The sequence below is a fragment of the Coprococcus sp. BIOML-A2 genome, from assembly GCF_009875795.1.
GTDB lineage: Bacteria > Bacillota > Clostridia > Lachnospirales > Lachnospiraceae > Coprococcus > Coprococcus aceti.
Map to the genome: position 1 here is coordinate 441,308 of NZ_WWSI01000003.1, position 14,934 is coordinate 456,241.

General features: G+C 44.0%; 14 protein-coding genes. 6 read left to right on the forward strand and 8 right to left on the reverse strand.

Annotated features, from left to right (window positions below; translation table 11 throughout):
- The first annotated feature begins 218 nt into the window (after positions 1–218).
- A complete protein-coding gene (locus GT575_RS08850) occupies positions 219–725 on the forward strand; it encodes a YqeG family HAD IIIA-type phosphatase (protein WP_161171887.1) in 507 nt (168 codons plus the stop codon).
- Positions 726–865: 140 nt separating this feature from the next.
- Here GT575_RS08850 and hisS read toward each other — a convergent pair whose 3' ends face one another.
- The 4 genes from hisS to GT575_RS08870 all read right to left on the reverse strand — a co-directional run bounded on the left by hisS (position 866) and on the right by GT575_RS08870 (position 6,658).
- The gene (gene hisS, locus GT575_RS08855; RefSeq protein WP_161171888.1) at positions 866–2,131 is read right to left on the reverse strand and encodes a histidine--tRNA ligase; all 1,266 of its coding nucleotides are present in this window, start codon (positions 2,129–2,131) and stop codon (positions 866–868) included.
- 161 nt (positions 2,132–2,292) lie between these two features.
- A complete protein-coding gene (locus GT575_RS08860) occupies positions 2,293–4,350 on the reverse strand; it encodes a hypothetical protein (protein WP_022215908.1) in 2,058 nt (685 codons plus the stop codon).
- Positions 4,351–4,579: 229 nt separating this feature from the next.
- The gene (locus GT575_RS08865; RefSeq protein ID WP_055146945.1) at positions 4,580–6,358 is read right to left on the reverse strand and encodes a MutS-related protein; all 1,779 of its coding nucleotides are present in this window, start codon (positions 6,356–6,358) and stop codon (positions 4,580–4,582) included.
- 30 nt (positions 6,359–6,388) lie between these two features.
- Positions 6,389–6,658, reverse strand: a complete 270-nt coding sequence (locus GT575_RS08870; protein ID WP_015533920.1) for a hypothetical protein — start codon at positions 6,656–6,658, stop codon at positions 6,389–6,391.
- A 172-nt stretch (positions 6,659–6,830) separates the two neighbouring features.
- Between GT575_RS08870 and GT575_RS08875 the strand changes: the two genes are divergently transcribed.
- Entirely contained in the window at positions 6,831–7,511 is a 681-nt protein-coding gene (locus tag GT575_RS08875; protein WP_022215906.1) for a YtxH domain-containing protein, read from the forward strand.
- 71 nt (positions 7,512–7,582) lie between these two features.
- On the opposite strand, the gene GT575_RS08880 is transcribed toward GT575_RS08875, so the two are convergent.
- The 3 genes from GT575_RS08880 to GT575_RS08890 are packed head-to-tail and all read right to left on the reverse strand — an operon-like array spanning position 7,583 to position 10,387.
- Complete coding sequence (locus tag GT575_RS08880; protein ID WP_022215905.1) at positions 7,583–8,497, reverse strand: hypothetical protein; 915 nt, start codon at positions 8,495–8,497, stop codon at positions 7,583–7,585.
- 30 nt (positions 8,498–8,527) lie between these two features.
- Positions 8,528–9,403, reverse strand: coding sequence for a TPM domain-containing protein (locus tag GT575_RS08885; RefSeq protein ID WP_161171889.1), 876 nt, complete (start codon positions 9,401–9,403; stop codon positions 8,528–8,530).
- Entirely contained in the window at positions 9,404–10,387 is a 984-nt protein-coding gene (locus GT575_RS08890) for a hypothetical protein (RefSeq protein ID WP_192935007.1), read from the reverse strand.
- A 243-nt stretch (positions 10,388–10,630) separates the two neighbouring features.
- Here GT575_RS08890 and GT575_RS08895 point away from each other — a divergent pair, with 243 nt between their 5' ends.
- From GT575_RS08895 to GT575_RS08910, 4 genes are all read left to right on the forward strand, one after another.
- Positions 10,631–10,918: a hypothetical protein gene (locus tag GT575_RS08895; RefSeq protein WP_055273319.1), complete on the forward strand. Its 288-nt coding sequence runs from the start codon at positions 10,631–10,633 to the stop codon at positions 10,916–10,918.
- A gap of 168 nt (positions 10,919–11,086) precedes the next feature.
- On the forward strand, positions 11,087–11,569 hold the full coding sequence (locus GT575_RS08900; protein WP_055146954.1) for a hypothetical protein: 483 nt from the start codon (positions 11,087–11,089) through the stop codon (positions 11,567–11,569).
- A gap of 2 nt (positions 11,570–11,571) precedes the next feature.
- Positions 11,572–11,826, forward strand: a complete 255-nt coding sequence (locus GT575_RS08905; RefSeq protein ID WP_015533925.1) for a hypothetical protein — start codon at positions 11,572–11,574, stop codon at positions 11,824–11,826.
- Between the two features lie 164 nt (positions 11,827–11,990).
- Positions 11,991–12,332, forward strand: coding sequence for a helix-turn-helix domain-containing protein (locus tag GT575_RS08910; protein WP_055146956.1), 342 nt, complete (start codon positions 11,991–11,993; stop codon positions 12,330–12,332).
- 79 nt (positions 12,333–12,411) lie between these two features.
- Here GT575_RS08910 and leuS read toward each other — a convergent pair whose 3' ends face one another.
- The gene (leuS, locus tag GT575_RS08915) at positions 12,412–14,829 is read right to left on the reverse strand and encodes a leucine--tRNA ligase (protein WP_161171890.1); all 2,418 of its coding nucleotides are present in this window, start codon (positions 14,827–14,829) and stop codon (positions 12,412–12,414) included.
- Between the last annotated feature and the right edge of the window lie 105 nt (positions 14,830–14,934).

Sequence of the window (14,934 nt, forward strand, 5' to 3'; positions counted from 1 at the left end):
AAGTTCTTAATCCAATATGCAAACCGGCATACATATCTGATATGCCCATCATCATTTTTACTTATATCTGAACTTAATCATTTTCATTATACATGTTTTGCCACAAATTAAAAACATAAAAGTGACGGGATATGGTATTTTATTATTTTATTAAGTGTTTATACAACTGTCTGTCCACCTGTGGTATAATGAATCGACAACAAACTGGGAGGATATCTATGATCAGATTTTTGCCGGATGAATACTATTCATCCACATACAAGATAGATTTCAAAAAGTATTACGACATGGGATACAGAGGTATACTGTTCGACATAGACAACACTCTTGTGAGACATAATGAGCCGGCCACATCCAGAGCGATCCAGCTCATGGAACAGCTCAAGGCCATGGGCTTCAAGGTATGTCTGGTATCCAACAACAAGGAGCCAAGGGTTGCCGCTTTCAACAAAAAGATGAAGGTGAATTACATATTCAAAGCCGGCAAACCATCGAAAAATGGCTACATCCGTGCCATGAACGAGATAGGCTGCAACATAGACAACACGATCGCCGTGGGCGACCAGATCTACACTGACATCATCGGAAGTGCCAGCCTTGGCATACACACTATCCTTGTCAAGCCTATAGACACAAGCCACGAGGAGATACAGATCACCCTCAAGAGGATCATTGAAAAGCCGTTTATTTTCTACTTCAGGAAAAAGCATGGCATGGTAAGATAATTTCTGTTATTCATAACGCAACACAAAAGGCTGTATTCACATATCTGCCTGATATGTGAATACAGCCTTTTATTAAATATCTCAGTAACATATACGTTCTGTCATGATGTTACACATCTGTGTGATCCACAGAACGTATGTTAGTCGTTGTACACCTTCTTGAACTCTGTGTATCCCTCTGACTCCAGCATGTTTATCTGCTGCTTCATGTTCTTTCTCATCATCTGGATAGTCACTGTCTTACCTGCCTGGCGAAGTTCCTTTGCCTCCTTGAAGATCTCAAGCTTCTTGTCCAGTGTCACATCCTTGTGAATGAGGATAGCCACGTTGTCAGAATCTATCTTGTATCCATTCTCAAGCTTGTCCTTGAGTATGGTGATTATTCTCTCAAAACCTATTGAAAATCCTGTTGCAGGGACATCCTGTCCACAGAAGTTTCCAACCATCTTGTCATATCTTCCGCCGCCGGCGATGGAGAAGTTGTAGTCATCTATTGTAACCTCAAAAATAGGTCCTGTGTAATATCCCATACCTCTCACAAGAGTAGGGTCAAATACGATCTTTACGCCATCTGCAACCATGGTCTTTGCACTTGATATGATCTCGTCCATATTGGTTATAACCTTTGGATCAAGGCACTCAGCGTCTATGTCACTACAGAACTCAGCGCAGCTCATATCTCCAAGGTTCTGGTATATCTCAAGATACTTGTCCACCATCTCTGCGTCGTATCCGTTCTCTGTGAGCTCTGCTCTTATGCCATCCAGACCTATCTTGTCATACTTGTCAAGGCTGATGAGTATTGAAGCAATGTCTTCCTCTGCAAATCCCGCATTCTTCGCAGCACCACGGAGTATCTGTCTGTCGTTGATGTGGATAGTAAAATCTGTTATTCCCACCTCAGAGAATATTCTTGAGAGCATATCGGATGTGGCTGCCACAAGCTCTATCTCCGCAAGGTTTGTATTGTCACCAAGTATATCTATATCGCACTGGGTGAACATTCTGAATCGTCCCTTCTGTGGCTGATCCGCACGGAATACAGGTCCGATCTGGAGTGCCTTGAATGGGCTAGGAAGCTGCTCCTTGTTGTTCGCATAATATCTTGAGAGTGGAAGTGTAAGATCGTATCTGAGTCCGCTGTCTGCCAACTCTCCCTTACCTGCATCGATGGCTCTCGCAAGGTCTGCGCCTCTCTTCATCACCTTGAAGATAAGCTTCTCATTGTCACCGCCCTGCTTGCTTGTAAGATTCTCTATATGTTCCATAACAGGAGTCTCTATCTGTGTAAATCCAAATCTGGAATAACTTGTCTTGATCATTGAAAGCACATGCTCTCTAAGCCTCATATCAGCCGGAAGCTGATCACACATACCTTTTACCGGTGTCTTGATGAATTTTGCCATTTCTTATCCTCCTGATCTTATATCTTTATTAAATCCAACCTATTCTAGCATATACAACTATATTTTTCCACCCTTAAAAAGAACACCGGAACAAACTTATAGTTTGTTCCGGTGCTTTTCACATAATATATTGATATTTTTAATTGTCCTGTAATATCAGATTACTTGAGAAGATCATAGTTGAGCTTCTTGATAACAAGGAAGGCCTTGTTTCTGAGTTCCTCACCTGAGAATTCATCAAGCTGTACATTCATATCCCAGTTGTACTTCATGAGTGTATTCATAAGATCCTCAATGTAATCCTTTACATACTTGACGTTGCTCTCACTCTTATCCTTGAGCTGGACAACTATATTGTCTATAGCCTCGATGATTCCTGACTCCTGCTTCTCTAGTGCCTGTCCTGACTCATCGTTGAGCTCTATAACCTTACCTGTCTTGGTTATGATGACCTTCTTGTTAGGAGCTGCAGCAGCCTTGCTCTTCTTGTTGATCATATGGTTGATACACTTGATCAGACATGCTACAGAGTATGTCATCTCCTCGTTTGATGGCTTGTCTATTCCCTTGAGAGTGTGCTGATGGTACAGGTACTCTGACTTGCACAGCATCTCCTCAACAATAGCTACCTTACACAGTGATACCAGATCAGCCGGCATAGCCTGCTGCTTCTTACCGAAGAGACCACCGCCACCCTGCTCATTTTCCTCCTTATACTTCTCAGGAAGAGCTGTTCTGACATATGTATCATGCAGGTACTTCTTGGCTGTATTGATATCGTAGCTTGATGCAAGAACCATCTTCTTGGTACTGTTGAGTCCGTTAACGACCATATCCTCAGCAGCCATGAACAGAAGGATCTTCTGTCTATTGTCAAGCATTGAGTAAACCTCTTTGTTCTTGTTGTTCTTCTCAACAATTGACTTCTTTCTGACATCAAATACCTTTACCTTCTCCTTTACACTGAAGAATGCCTTCAGCATTGAAGGATTGGCGTTCAGGAAGTTGCAACACCATGTGAGCTCTATGTACTGATCCTCGATCTTGTTCGATACCTCATACAAGCTGTATCCCTCAAACAGTACATTGAGTGCCTTGGAGAGGATCTCCAGACTCTCATACTTCTCCTCATATGACTTCTGTGTTATATCAGAGTTAACATATGCCTTGATTCCACACTCTATGAAGAGCTTGTTGTACTCATATGCTCCCTCAGGAATGTTCTGACGTCCGCTGAGCTGTGCTCCTGAACCAAGTGTCTGAAGTACCTTCTTGACCTCCGGCTCATTCTCGATGGCCTGATATACCTTCTTGGTAAATGCGCAGGTCTCATTAAGCAGTGAATCTATCCTCTTGTTGTATACCTCCTGCTTGGAGATCTCTGAAGCCACCTTGCTGCTGAGGATCTTTGCTGCCTCTGTGCTTGTGACATTCTTGATGAGCTCCTTGAAGTTGGAGTATACTGACAGGTTATCTATAGGTATGTACTCTGCGTTCAGTCCGTAGAACTGGAATGCCTTCTCATACTGCTTGTTCGCAATGTAGATAGAGAAGAGATTGATAGATAACTGTATCTTGTAATCGTTAGGTGCATGTGCATCCTCGATGACGTAATCATAAAGTACCTCGAGGTTGTTGATATATGAATCAGATCCTATGTCTTTGGCTGAGATATCCATCTCCATAACCACATTGATCAAATCCAGGTATCCGAGCAGAGCCTTGTCAAAGTTCTTTGGTCTGTCATCATCCTCAAGTATCTGGTATGAAATGTTGATGAGAAGTGGAGCGATCTTATCCCCGATCAGTCTCATGCACTCTGGGATCTTCTCAAGCTGTAAGAGATACAGCAGCCATACACTGTAACGATAAACACCTGTAGCTGATACAGGCGCATCTATATCGGTAGGGTCAATATCACCATATACAAATCTGAATAAAGGCTCTATCCACTCTTCGATCGCATAGTGTCCGGTCGCCTTTATATTGAAGTCTACAAACTCTGCAAGCTCATACAGCTTTGTACACTGAGCACGAACCTCGTCATCCACTGTCATGGTCGACAGATCAAAATTAGAATCCTTCAGGCTGTCTATAACCAATGTATAGAATCCGTCCTCAACCTGATCATTCAGATAACGAATAAGTGTTCCTTTATTACTGGATGCCGCTATTGATAATGCGTTATCCCCTGCCTGTCCTATATTTGCTGGTAACATAATATGTCTACCTCCTTTTGTTTTCGTATGTCTGGCTTACGAATATTCTTGTATTATTCCCCTCAAATCACTACTCCAAATATAACATATTTGGTAAAATCATTCAACAAAGTTTTTGGTTATTACTGATAACTGTCATTGTGCATAATTACCCAAAAATTATAGCACTAAAAAAATCGCATTTTTTGTGCATTTTTACTGTTATGCCAGATAATGCCATTTTTCAGCATCAGTCGAGTCCTGCCATGTGAAGTATCGCCATGGCATTTGTCGTGGTACACCTGCCATCCTTCTTCTTATAGTCGAATTTCAACTGGTCTCCCTCGTAATATTCCTCGAAATGATAGTTCGCAGCAGGTGTTCCGTCCTCCGCCTTGAGATCACACAGCTCAAAATCGTGTGTCGATACCAGTGTCATTGAACCCGCTCCCGCAAGCTTTCTGATGACCTGTGTTGCTCCCACTATTCTGTCAGCAGAATTTGTTCCCTTGAATATCTCATCTATAAGACAGAGCATAGGTCTGTTCTCTTTTCTGTACTCAACCATCGTCTTTATCCTGAGTATCTCTGCATAGAACGTTGATATTCCATTGCTGACATCATCGGTCACCCTCATGGATGTGAATATCTTCATCCTGTCAGCCTCCATATAGCCCGCACACACTGGAGCGCCCGCATATGCAAGCACCAGATTTATACCCAGTGTTCTGAGGAAAGTCGTCTTTCCGGACATATTACTTCCGGTTATTATCGTGGCACCGCCCTTGAAGTCCGCATCATTTGCCACGACTGTATCAGGGCTTATCAGAGGATGTCTCATATCCCTGGCGGTGACATGCACTCTGGCATTTGCGCCGACCTGTGGATAGCTCACTTCCCTCGTTCTTGAAAGGACAGCAAATGACATGAGTTCCTCCATATCAGAGACAGCCTTTATCCAGCCCTCAACGCTCTGTCCATTCTTCTGTTTCCATTTGTCCATCATCCTGCCTATGTGGAAGTCCCACATTATAAGTCCACACAGTATCTGATGAACTATAGGATTGTATCTGATATTGAACGCCGCACTTATCGTCCTCAGTTTTCTTATAGCCGCCAGGGCACCAGAGTCATTTGACAGATGCGACTTGATATCATTTAAAAGTTCACTGTCGAAATTCTCCCTGGAGATCAGCTCGAACATTCTTATATAGTCCTCTATCACATAGCCAAATGAGATCATCGGCATGACAGCCTGACCCGCAACTCCGCCAAAAAGCCAGGAGAACAAAAGCACAACAAAGAATGAGACAAGCGTCCAGCCTATGTTTATCTCACCCATTATTCCAAGTATAAATGCCACCAGTGTTATCGCCGGCAGTAAAAATCTCAATATATTGAACACCGCAGGTATATGGTCATCGCCATTGCAGTATGCCACAAATTCATCCGCGGTATATTTCTTCTTTTTGCCCATTCCGGTCTTCACACCGAGGGTCTCAAAATCCATCGAGAACTCTCTCTTTGAAGTGAGCTCTTTTATCGCCTCCTGGCGCTTCTCTATGTCTGCTATATCGTACTTCGGATCGCGTATACTCTCGGCGAGAGCCCTTTTTCCCTCCTCGGTTCCCGCAACACAGATAAACTGATACAGAGAGCTCTGTCCAAGAAGGTCCATATCCCTTGCAACCAGATCGTCATCGCCGAGATACTGTGCACCGTTGTCCTCAAACTTCTTCCAGCCGTCGCCGAATCTCTCTATATACCTCCTGAGCACCTCCGACTTGGCTTTCTTATATTCCAGCTCCTCACTAAGCTTTCCGTGGATAAACACCATTGCGACAAATGCCACAGCGGCTATTATTCCCAGGATCAGCACTGTCACTCTGTTGTCATATATGCCTATTATCAGCCCTGCCAGAGCTGCAAGGAACATCACAAATCTAACCCCTGAATACGTTGCAGACTTCCCCTCAAGCGCCTTGATGTCCTTCTCCAAAATGTCCCTTTCGTCCTTGTATTCGTTCATGTTATCGTCCTTTCATAAAAAACAATATATTTACTTTTTGTCCGGCTTGTCCTTCTTCTTATATGACATCACACCATCCTCTGATACATCTATCATGTCCGGCTTGACAACGAGCACGATACCCATTACTCCAAATACCACACACAGCACGATGCATATTATTCCGATCACCTTATATGATGTAAATGCGAGCATTCCAACTCCCACTGCCAGTGTGAGTGCCGCACATAGGAAATAGTTTTTCTGAAGTGCCTTTATCGCCTGTTCTTCTTTGTTGTAATCCTGTCCACTATTATTCATGTTCCATTTTACCTCCACTTATCCATTCCATTATAGATGAATATATCATACACGGTATATCATTCGCAAATATTAATTCCTGTGAATCAATCCACCACACTTATTGCATTTGACACGAATACATATTAAAATAAATGGACAGGTTATATTCTATGGGAAGGAGATTTTTATCATGAACAAATTGGCAAAAATGGCGCTCACTCTTGCCGCTGCAGGAAGTGTCTGCTACTTATTCAAAGACAAGATCAAGACAACGAAAGCTTACCAGACAGTTGAGAACAATGATACTGTAAAGAAGGCAAAAGCCACAGCTACAGATACTTACCACAAAGTAAAGGACTCCGAGACAGTCAAAAAGATCAAGGACTCTGAAACATACCACAAGGTAAAGGACTCTGAGACAGTCCAGAAGGCAAAGGATACGATCAAGGATACCTACAATAAAGTAAAAGATTCCGAGACAGTCCAGAAAGCAAAGAATACAGTATCCGACACATATGACAAGCTCAAGGACAAGGTTAAGGAAAAAGCTGCTTCCACCGAAGATGGCGACCGTGAATATTTCACACTTCACGAAGACACCACCGGAGCAGAAGAAACCACATCCGAAGAAGCCGCAACCGAGGATGTTGTAACCCCGGAAGCCACAGCGGATATTCCGGATGAGACAACCGCAAAGGCCGTAACCGAGACCGTAGCTGAGGCTGAGGATGTTCTCGCCGAGGCAACTGGTGCCGTTGCAAATGCCGCTGCTGCTGAGACATCAGAGGTAATCGGCGATGAGTACATGGGACTTTCAGATGTATCTGAGGATCCATCAGTGCTCTCCGATCAGGACAAGCTTGACGTATAGTCTGCACAGTACAATAGGCAAAACAAAAACAGTATGTGCGATCCGTTTGATAACGAACCGCATATACTGTTTTATTTTTTCCCTGAATCTCTCAGATATGACAATGCTTCATCTATGGCAGCCTCCGTCTTGAAGTCCTGCTCATATGTCACGCCATCCACATCCACCATGAGTAGTTTGTATATCTTTTTGTCTGCCGGCCCTATATTCGCCGATGTTCTGAGCTTCTTGAACGTCTCTATGGTGCTGAGTTCCACCACATCCGTATGCCAGGTTCCGTGATATACCAGATATTTGTCTGTTATGGCTATACCATCCTGATCATAGTAGAGATTGTATCTTAGCTGTTCATCTATATCCCTGACAGTATTCCTGTCTGCCTTTCCGCCCGATACGACCTGCATTCCTGACACCTTCCATGGACAGCACACACTGTATATACATCTGACTATATTATATAACGCCCACAGAGCCGTCAGCACAAGAACCAGCAGCATCATATTATAATAGATCCTCGGAAAATCCACCTCACTTATTATGAGTGGATATACCTTGCTCTCAAGCTGCTGGGATGGTATCCCCATGTCCTGTGCAAGGCCATCAACTATCGATGTATACACATCATCCGCAGAGACTACTCTGCCTCTCAGCGTATAATTCAGCAGTACATCTTCGTTACTCCTGATGAGCAGGATGGCATATCTGCCATCCTGCTGACAGTAGTAGTACCTGCCCTGCCTCTCAGAATCCACATAATAATCGTATCCTATATAATCCGCCCGATCCACGGTTATCGTCACATCCCTGTCGTTCGGATTCGCCCTGGATTCCACATCAGCTATACTTCTGTATGTCCTGCTCCTTATCCTGTCCGGCAGACTGAAATGCCACGCCATGATGATCATGCATCCCACCATGATCAGTGATAGAATGATCCCGGGTATTCTGTTTTTTAGAATATAACTTTCAAACTTCCTGTTCTTCATAATATGTCTTTCCCGCGTACGGTCAGATTTTTAGAAATGGCTTCCGCCACCGCCATGACCACCGCCACCGCCTGATCCACCAGAACCTCCTGAGCTGCTCTGGATAGTCACGCTGGTTACTTCCTTACGTATAAATATATCTCTTCTGTCAAGCTCCTTGGCATTTCCATCGCTGTATGTAGAAGCTGTTGTGGTATCTTTTCCTGCTTTCTTCGACAGATTCACGATGCAGAATGCGATGGCTGCTACCAGAGATACAAGGAAGCATATAAATGGTGACAGGAACTTTAATCCTCCTGTGCTGCTCTTCATAGCCGTCTCTGTTCTTGACATCATTCTCTCAAATGCTCCAAGAGTATCCGATCTGAGTATCTTTCCACCGTATTCCGTTATGGATGTCGCCTTGGAATCACTTATTCTCTTCTTCGCCTTGCCGGCTGTGCACAGATAAACATATCCGTCGTTCTCCTGCCAGTTGGCAACTATAACTACGCTTGTGCTGGCATCCCTGCCGTCAAGATATGTTCCTGCAGGCCACTCTTCCCAGCCGAATCTGTAATAATCACAGATCTTCTCTGCTATATCCTTTGTGTTAGACTCTATGTCATATGAAACTGCATCGGCATCATATTCTGACAGATCTGTGTACTGATCCATGGTAACGACAACAAAGTCCATACCCACTTTATCTTCCAGTTCTGCTATCTCCCCGCGGAGAGTCTCCTCCTCCGAATCAGACAGCTTATCTGCATAGTCAAACACTCTCTCATTTGTCTTACATTCTGTATTATTTCTGGCGTCATGCTTGAGATTGGCATTTGATTTCACAAAGTATCCTATAAAGAACACTATTCCAAGTCCAAGTACCACGAGCATTGCCACGATAAATTTCTTTACTGCATTCATTTACAACACCCCCAATAACATAGACAAGCCATCAAGCAATACAAATGCTGCGCCAAACAAAAGTGCGGTAAGTCCAACTGCCTTACTCATGCTCTTCGGCTCTGTTCCAACACATTTTCCAGTCTGTCCGTTGACATAGAACTTATAGTTTTTGCCCTGGAAACGGTACTCATATACCCACACCGGCATGAGTCCGAACTTTGTTCCCGTGAGTCTGTTGTTGTTTCTGAATCTCTCATTTGTAAGTGATGAATATCCGGTTGTGGTGCTTCTCACCCAATCTCTGTTTGCATTCTCCGCCTTTGCCTGAGCCCTCGGCTCCACCTCATTCGGCGGCATATTGTAAGTCTCCGCATCGAATCCCGAGAGGTACTTGTTGTCATGCTGCATGAGCTCTTTGTAGTTGTACGGCTCCATGAGATCCATGATTCCATCCTCCATGGCTATGGATGCATCAACCGGTATGCCCTCATAATTCACATGCAGGCTTCTTCCGACATCAAAATATGAAGTCTCTGTATATCTCTTGTCTCCAGACGTCCATGATCTGACCTTTGTTCCTATGGCCTCATAAGCCACATCCGAATCATAATCGTACATCCAGAATGGGACATACACTCCCTTAAGCGCCTCAAGCGTCTTCTGTGAAAGGAATGTTCCCGGTATAAATAGCTTTTTACCAAATTCATTCCTCAGCTTCTCCTCAGCCTCATGCTTTGATATCTTAAAAGGAAGTATCACATCAGCCCCATACGGATAATTTACTTTGTCATCCCTGAGCAGATATGTTCCACATGAAGGGCATCTTCCCGCAGACTGATACTCCGTGTAAGGTATCTGTGAACCACAGTTTATACATATTACAGGCTCCTGTGATGGAACCAGTTCCTGACAGTCGCTTCCCCCGCAACTAAGGCAGACCATCTTTTTCTTCGCAGGGTCGTACACTACGTTACCCCCACAATTCACACAACGATATAGCAAGTTATCTTCCCCCTGTCCTTTTTTATCGTTTTCCTTCCAAACTTCCTACGCTGATTCTCAGCGTACCTGCGCTTATTATAGCATAGTAAATCTGTTTTTAGAACATCGAATTGGATGCCTTAAGGCGGCTTTATAACACATTTTAGATATCTTAAATGAAACAAAATATTTTTTGAACAAATGTGTAACACATCATGTTCATGCGAATATGTTAAACCATGAACAAAATAATGGAGGCTTACCATGAGTGATTTATCAGCAACACAGTGTGCCTGTGGCGGTTGTGGCTGTGGCGGCAGAAATGGACTTTCTTGCGGAGGTTCATGTGGATGCAACAGTTGCACTCTGATCATCATCCTTCTCCTCTGCTGCGGTGGCTGCGGCGGCGATGGTTTCGGTTTAAACAGCGGTTGTGGCAATGACAATAGCTGCATCTGGATCATCCTTCTCTTATTCTGCTGCGGTGGCTGTGGCAATAACAACGGATGTGGCTGCGGTGGCTGCGGCGGCAATGATTGCGGCTGCTGCTAACAGCGGATTCACCATTATCCATAAACGGGATATCGGGCAGAAAGGTTGTCCGGTATCCACAGAAAGTGGCCAGCAGAAGCAATTCTGCTGGTATTTTTTTTACTAAAAATCAATAGAATATAGTATAGCTGTCTTACCAAGTGATCACTGCATGAAACGGAGCTTCATATGTTTAATGGCAACTTCCATCATCCACTGGACAACTTAATAAAAGATGACCGCCTGTTCATGATGGAGGCCATTCTCCCATTTGTGGATGACCGTATGAAAGCTCCTCTGGCAATGTACATAAAGATCATGGAACTTCAGACCATATTGAATGCTCTGCGCGATACAAATTATGTAAACTCCTGTGGACTCCACAAAGATATAAACAATCAGGATGATATACTGTCATCCCTTGCCGGGTGTGGATTTCCCGATATCAGGAACCAGTTTGCCAGCATGAAAAAAGCCATGGATATGATGAAGACCATGGAAGCCATGAACACACAGCAATCCACGGATTCTCTGTACCGGCACTATCAAAGCAGAACTGCCTCTGAAACCGAGGGCGAAGAAAACTACGACAACACTGAATCCCAGTCATCCCAGGATATATACAGCTCCGTCAAAGACCTGTTTGAAAAATATGATATGGAGGGATATTAAACATGAATCTTCAAAATGACCCAAGACTAAAAAACATGCATCCGCTAAAAAGGGAAATTCTTCTCAGATTATCCAACTCCCAGTCCACCATGACTCCGGAGCAGATGCTCCCCCAGCTAATGGAGATCAACAAAGAACTGCAAAAAAGGGATCTCTCCTTCAGCAGATCCGAGTCCGAGATCGTTCTGGATGTTCTGAGCGAAGGCATGTCTCCACAGGAAAAACAAAAGATAAATATGATAAAGTCCATGCTGTAAAAAATGCATTTCACTGAATGTAACACAATTTCATTTTTGTAGCTATTAGCTATAGTTTCACATTTTTGTACCTGATAGTTTCTGGCTGACGATACCGTTATTGGCAGATACTATTTGCATAAAATGTAGCTGATAGATATTGTTTCAGCAAGATGGAGGTTATTGTGATAGATATCTTTGACTTGGGATTGCGGATAAGAAATGTGAGAAAGGCTCATAATCTTACTCAGGAACAGCTTGCCGAGAAAATAAAAGTGTCTCCTCATTATGTGTATGAGCTGGAACATGGATACAAAAGTATGAGTATATATACTCTTGCCAATATCGCAACTGTTCTTGATGCGCCACTGGATTTTCTGGTGTTCGGAAAGGAACCGGCCACCACCCCCGAGAACAAGGATTATATCACTCATGACGATCTTGACAGGCTGGTGGAATCGATACCGCTGTACAAACGTGACAGTGCATACAGCGCACTCAAGAATCTGCTGCCTTATCTGAAATAAATGATAATCCGATATATATTTAACATCAAGAAAGCCACATGGATTTTTCTCCATGTGGCTTTCTCATGTTTATAGTTTTTTATTTCATAACAATATTCACAATACGTCCAGGAACATAGATCTCCTTGATAACGTTACCTGTGAGCTTGTCGGCGATCACTTCCTTAGCCTTTGCGATAACCTCATCCTTTGGATCCTCCTTGCCGATCGCAAGTGTTGCCTTAGTCTTACCGTTGATCTGTACAGCGATCTCTACTGTTGACTCTACTGTCTTTGCCTCATCGAACTCTGGCCATGTCTGCTGATATACATATCCGCCATAGTTCTTTACTGACCACAGCTCCTCTGTGATATGAGGTGCAACAGGGTTTAACAGGATGAGCAGTGTCTTGAACTCATCTGCTGTAACGCTTCCCTTCTTGTAGAAGTCGTTGATAAGTGCCATCATGGCTGCGATAGCTGTGTTGTACTTCAGGTTCTCGAAGTCATTTGAAACCTTCTTGATAACCTGGTGCATCTTGGTCTCCATATCCTTGGAGTAGCCCTTCTCGTCTGTCACACTGTCCTGAAGCTTCCATACTCTGTCGAGGAATCTTCTACATCCCTTGACACCATCCTCTGACCATGAAGCTGCAAGGTCAAATGCTCCGATGAACATCTCGTAAGTACGAAGTGTATCTGCACCATATACATCTACGATGTCGTCAGGATTTACAACGTTGCCTCTTGACTTACTCATCTTCTCGCCGTTCTCACCGAGGATCATACCATGTGATGTTCTCTTCTGGTATGGCTCTGGTGTAGGAACTACGCCCTGATCGTACAGGAACTTGTGCCAGAATCTTGAATACAGAAGGTGGAGTGTTGTATGCTCCATTCCTCCGTTGTACCAGTCAACAGGAAGCCAGTACTTGAGTGCCTCCTTGCTTGCAAGAGCCTCTGTGTTGTGAGGATCTGTATATCTGAGGAAATACCATGATGATCCAGCCCACTGTGGCATAGTATCCGTCTCTCTCTTTGCAGGGCCGCCACAGCATGGACATGTGGTGTTTACCCAGTCTGTCATAGCTGCAAGTGGTGACTCACCATTGTCTGTCGGCATATAACTGTCAACCTCCGGAAGGAGAAGTGGAAGCTGGCTCTCGTCGATTGGAACATAACCACACTTATCGCAGTGAACGATAGGAATTGGCTCGCCCCAGTATCTCTGACGTGAGAATACCCAGTCACGGAGCTTGTAGTTGGTCTTTGCCTGACCGATACCCTTCTCCTCAAGGAACTTGATCATCTTCTCCTTTGCATCCTTTACCTCAAGGCCGTTGAGGAAATCTGAGTTGATGAGCACTCCTGTTGCCACGTCTGTAAATGCAGCCTCATTTATATCTACTTCCTCTCCATCCTTTGCAACAACCTGGATGAGTGGAAGTCCGAACTTCTTTGCAAATTCCCAGTCTCTGTCATCATGTGCAGGAACCGCCATGATAGCACCTGTTCCGTAGCTCATGAGTACATAGTCCGATACGTATATAGGGATCTCCTTGCCATTTACAGGGTTGATGGCTGTGAGTCCGTCTATGCATACACCAGTCTTATCCTTTGCAAGCTCTGAACGCTCAAAGTCGCTCTTCTTCGCTGCCTGCTCACGGTATGCCTCGATGTCTGACCAGTTGCCGATCTCGTCCTTGTACTTGTCAAGGATTGGATGCTCTGGTGAAACAACCATGTATGTTACTCCGAATAATGTATCGCATCTTGTTGTATATATGCGGAGCTTGTCCTCTTTGCCCTTTACTGAGAAATCTACCTCAGCTCCTGTTGAACGTCCGATCCAGTTCTTCTGTGAAACCTTTACACGCTCGATGTAATCCACGCCGTCAAGTCCTTCAATGAGCTTGTCTGCGTAATCTGTGATCTTGAGCATCCACTCAGACTTAACCTTGCGGACAACCTCGCTGCCACAACGCTCACATACGCCATTGACAACCTCCTCATTTGCAAGACCAACCTTACATGATGTACACCAGTTGATAGGCATCTCCTTCTTGTATGCGAGACCAGCCTTGAAGAGTTTGAGGAATATCCACTGTGTCCACTTGTAATATTCAGGATCAGTTGTGTTGATCTCTCTGTCCCAGTCGAATGAGTATCCAAGTGAGTGGAGCTGCTTTTTGAATCTTGCAACATTTGTCTTGGTTACTTCCTTTGGATGGATCTTGTTCTTGATCGCATAGTTCTCTGTAGGGAGACCAAATGCATCCCAGCCCATTGGATACAGAACGTTGTAGCCCTGCATTCTTCTCTTTCTTGCTACTATATCAAGCGCTGTGTATGGTCTTGGATGACCTACGTGAAGTCCCTGTCCTGATGGGTATGGGAATTCAACTAACGCATAATACTTTGGTTTTGAATAATCATCTGTAGCAGCAAATGCCTTGTTGTCATCCCAGACCTTCTGCCACTTTCCTTCAACGACTTTGTGGTTGTATGTCTCAGCCATTTTTGAAAATGCCTCCTTGAAATTTATCTTTTCAGGCTTTATAACGCTTTTTCGCCCGATTCCTCTCTAATCTTAACTATATTAGCATATATGCCGTGTTTTTCA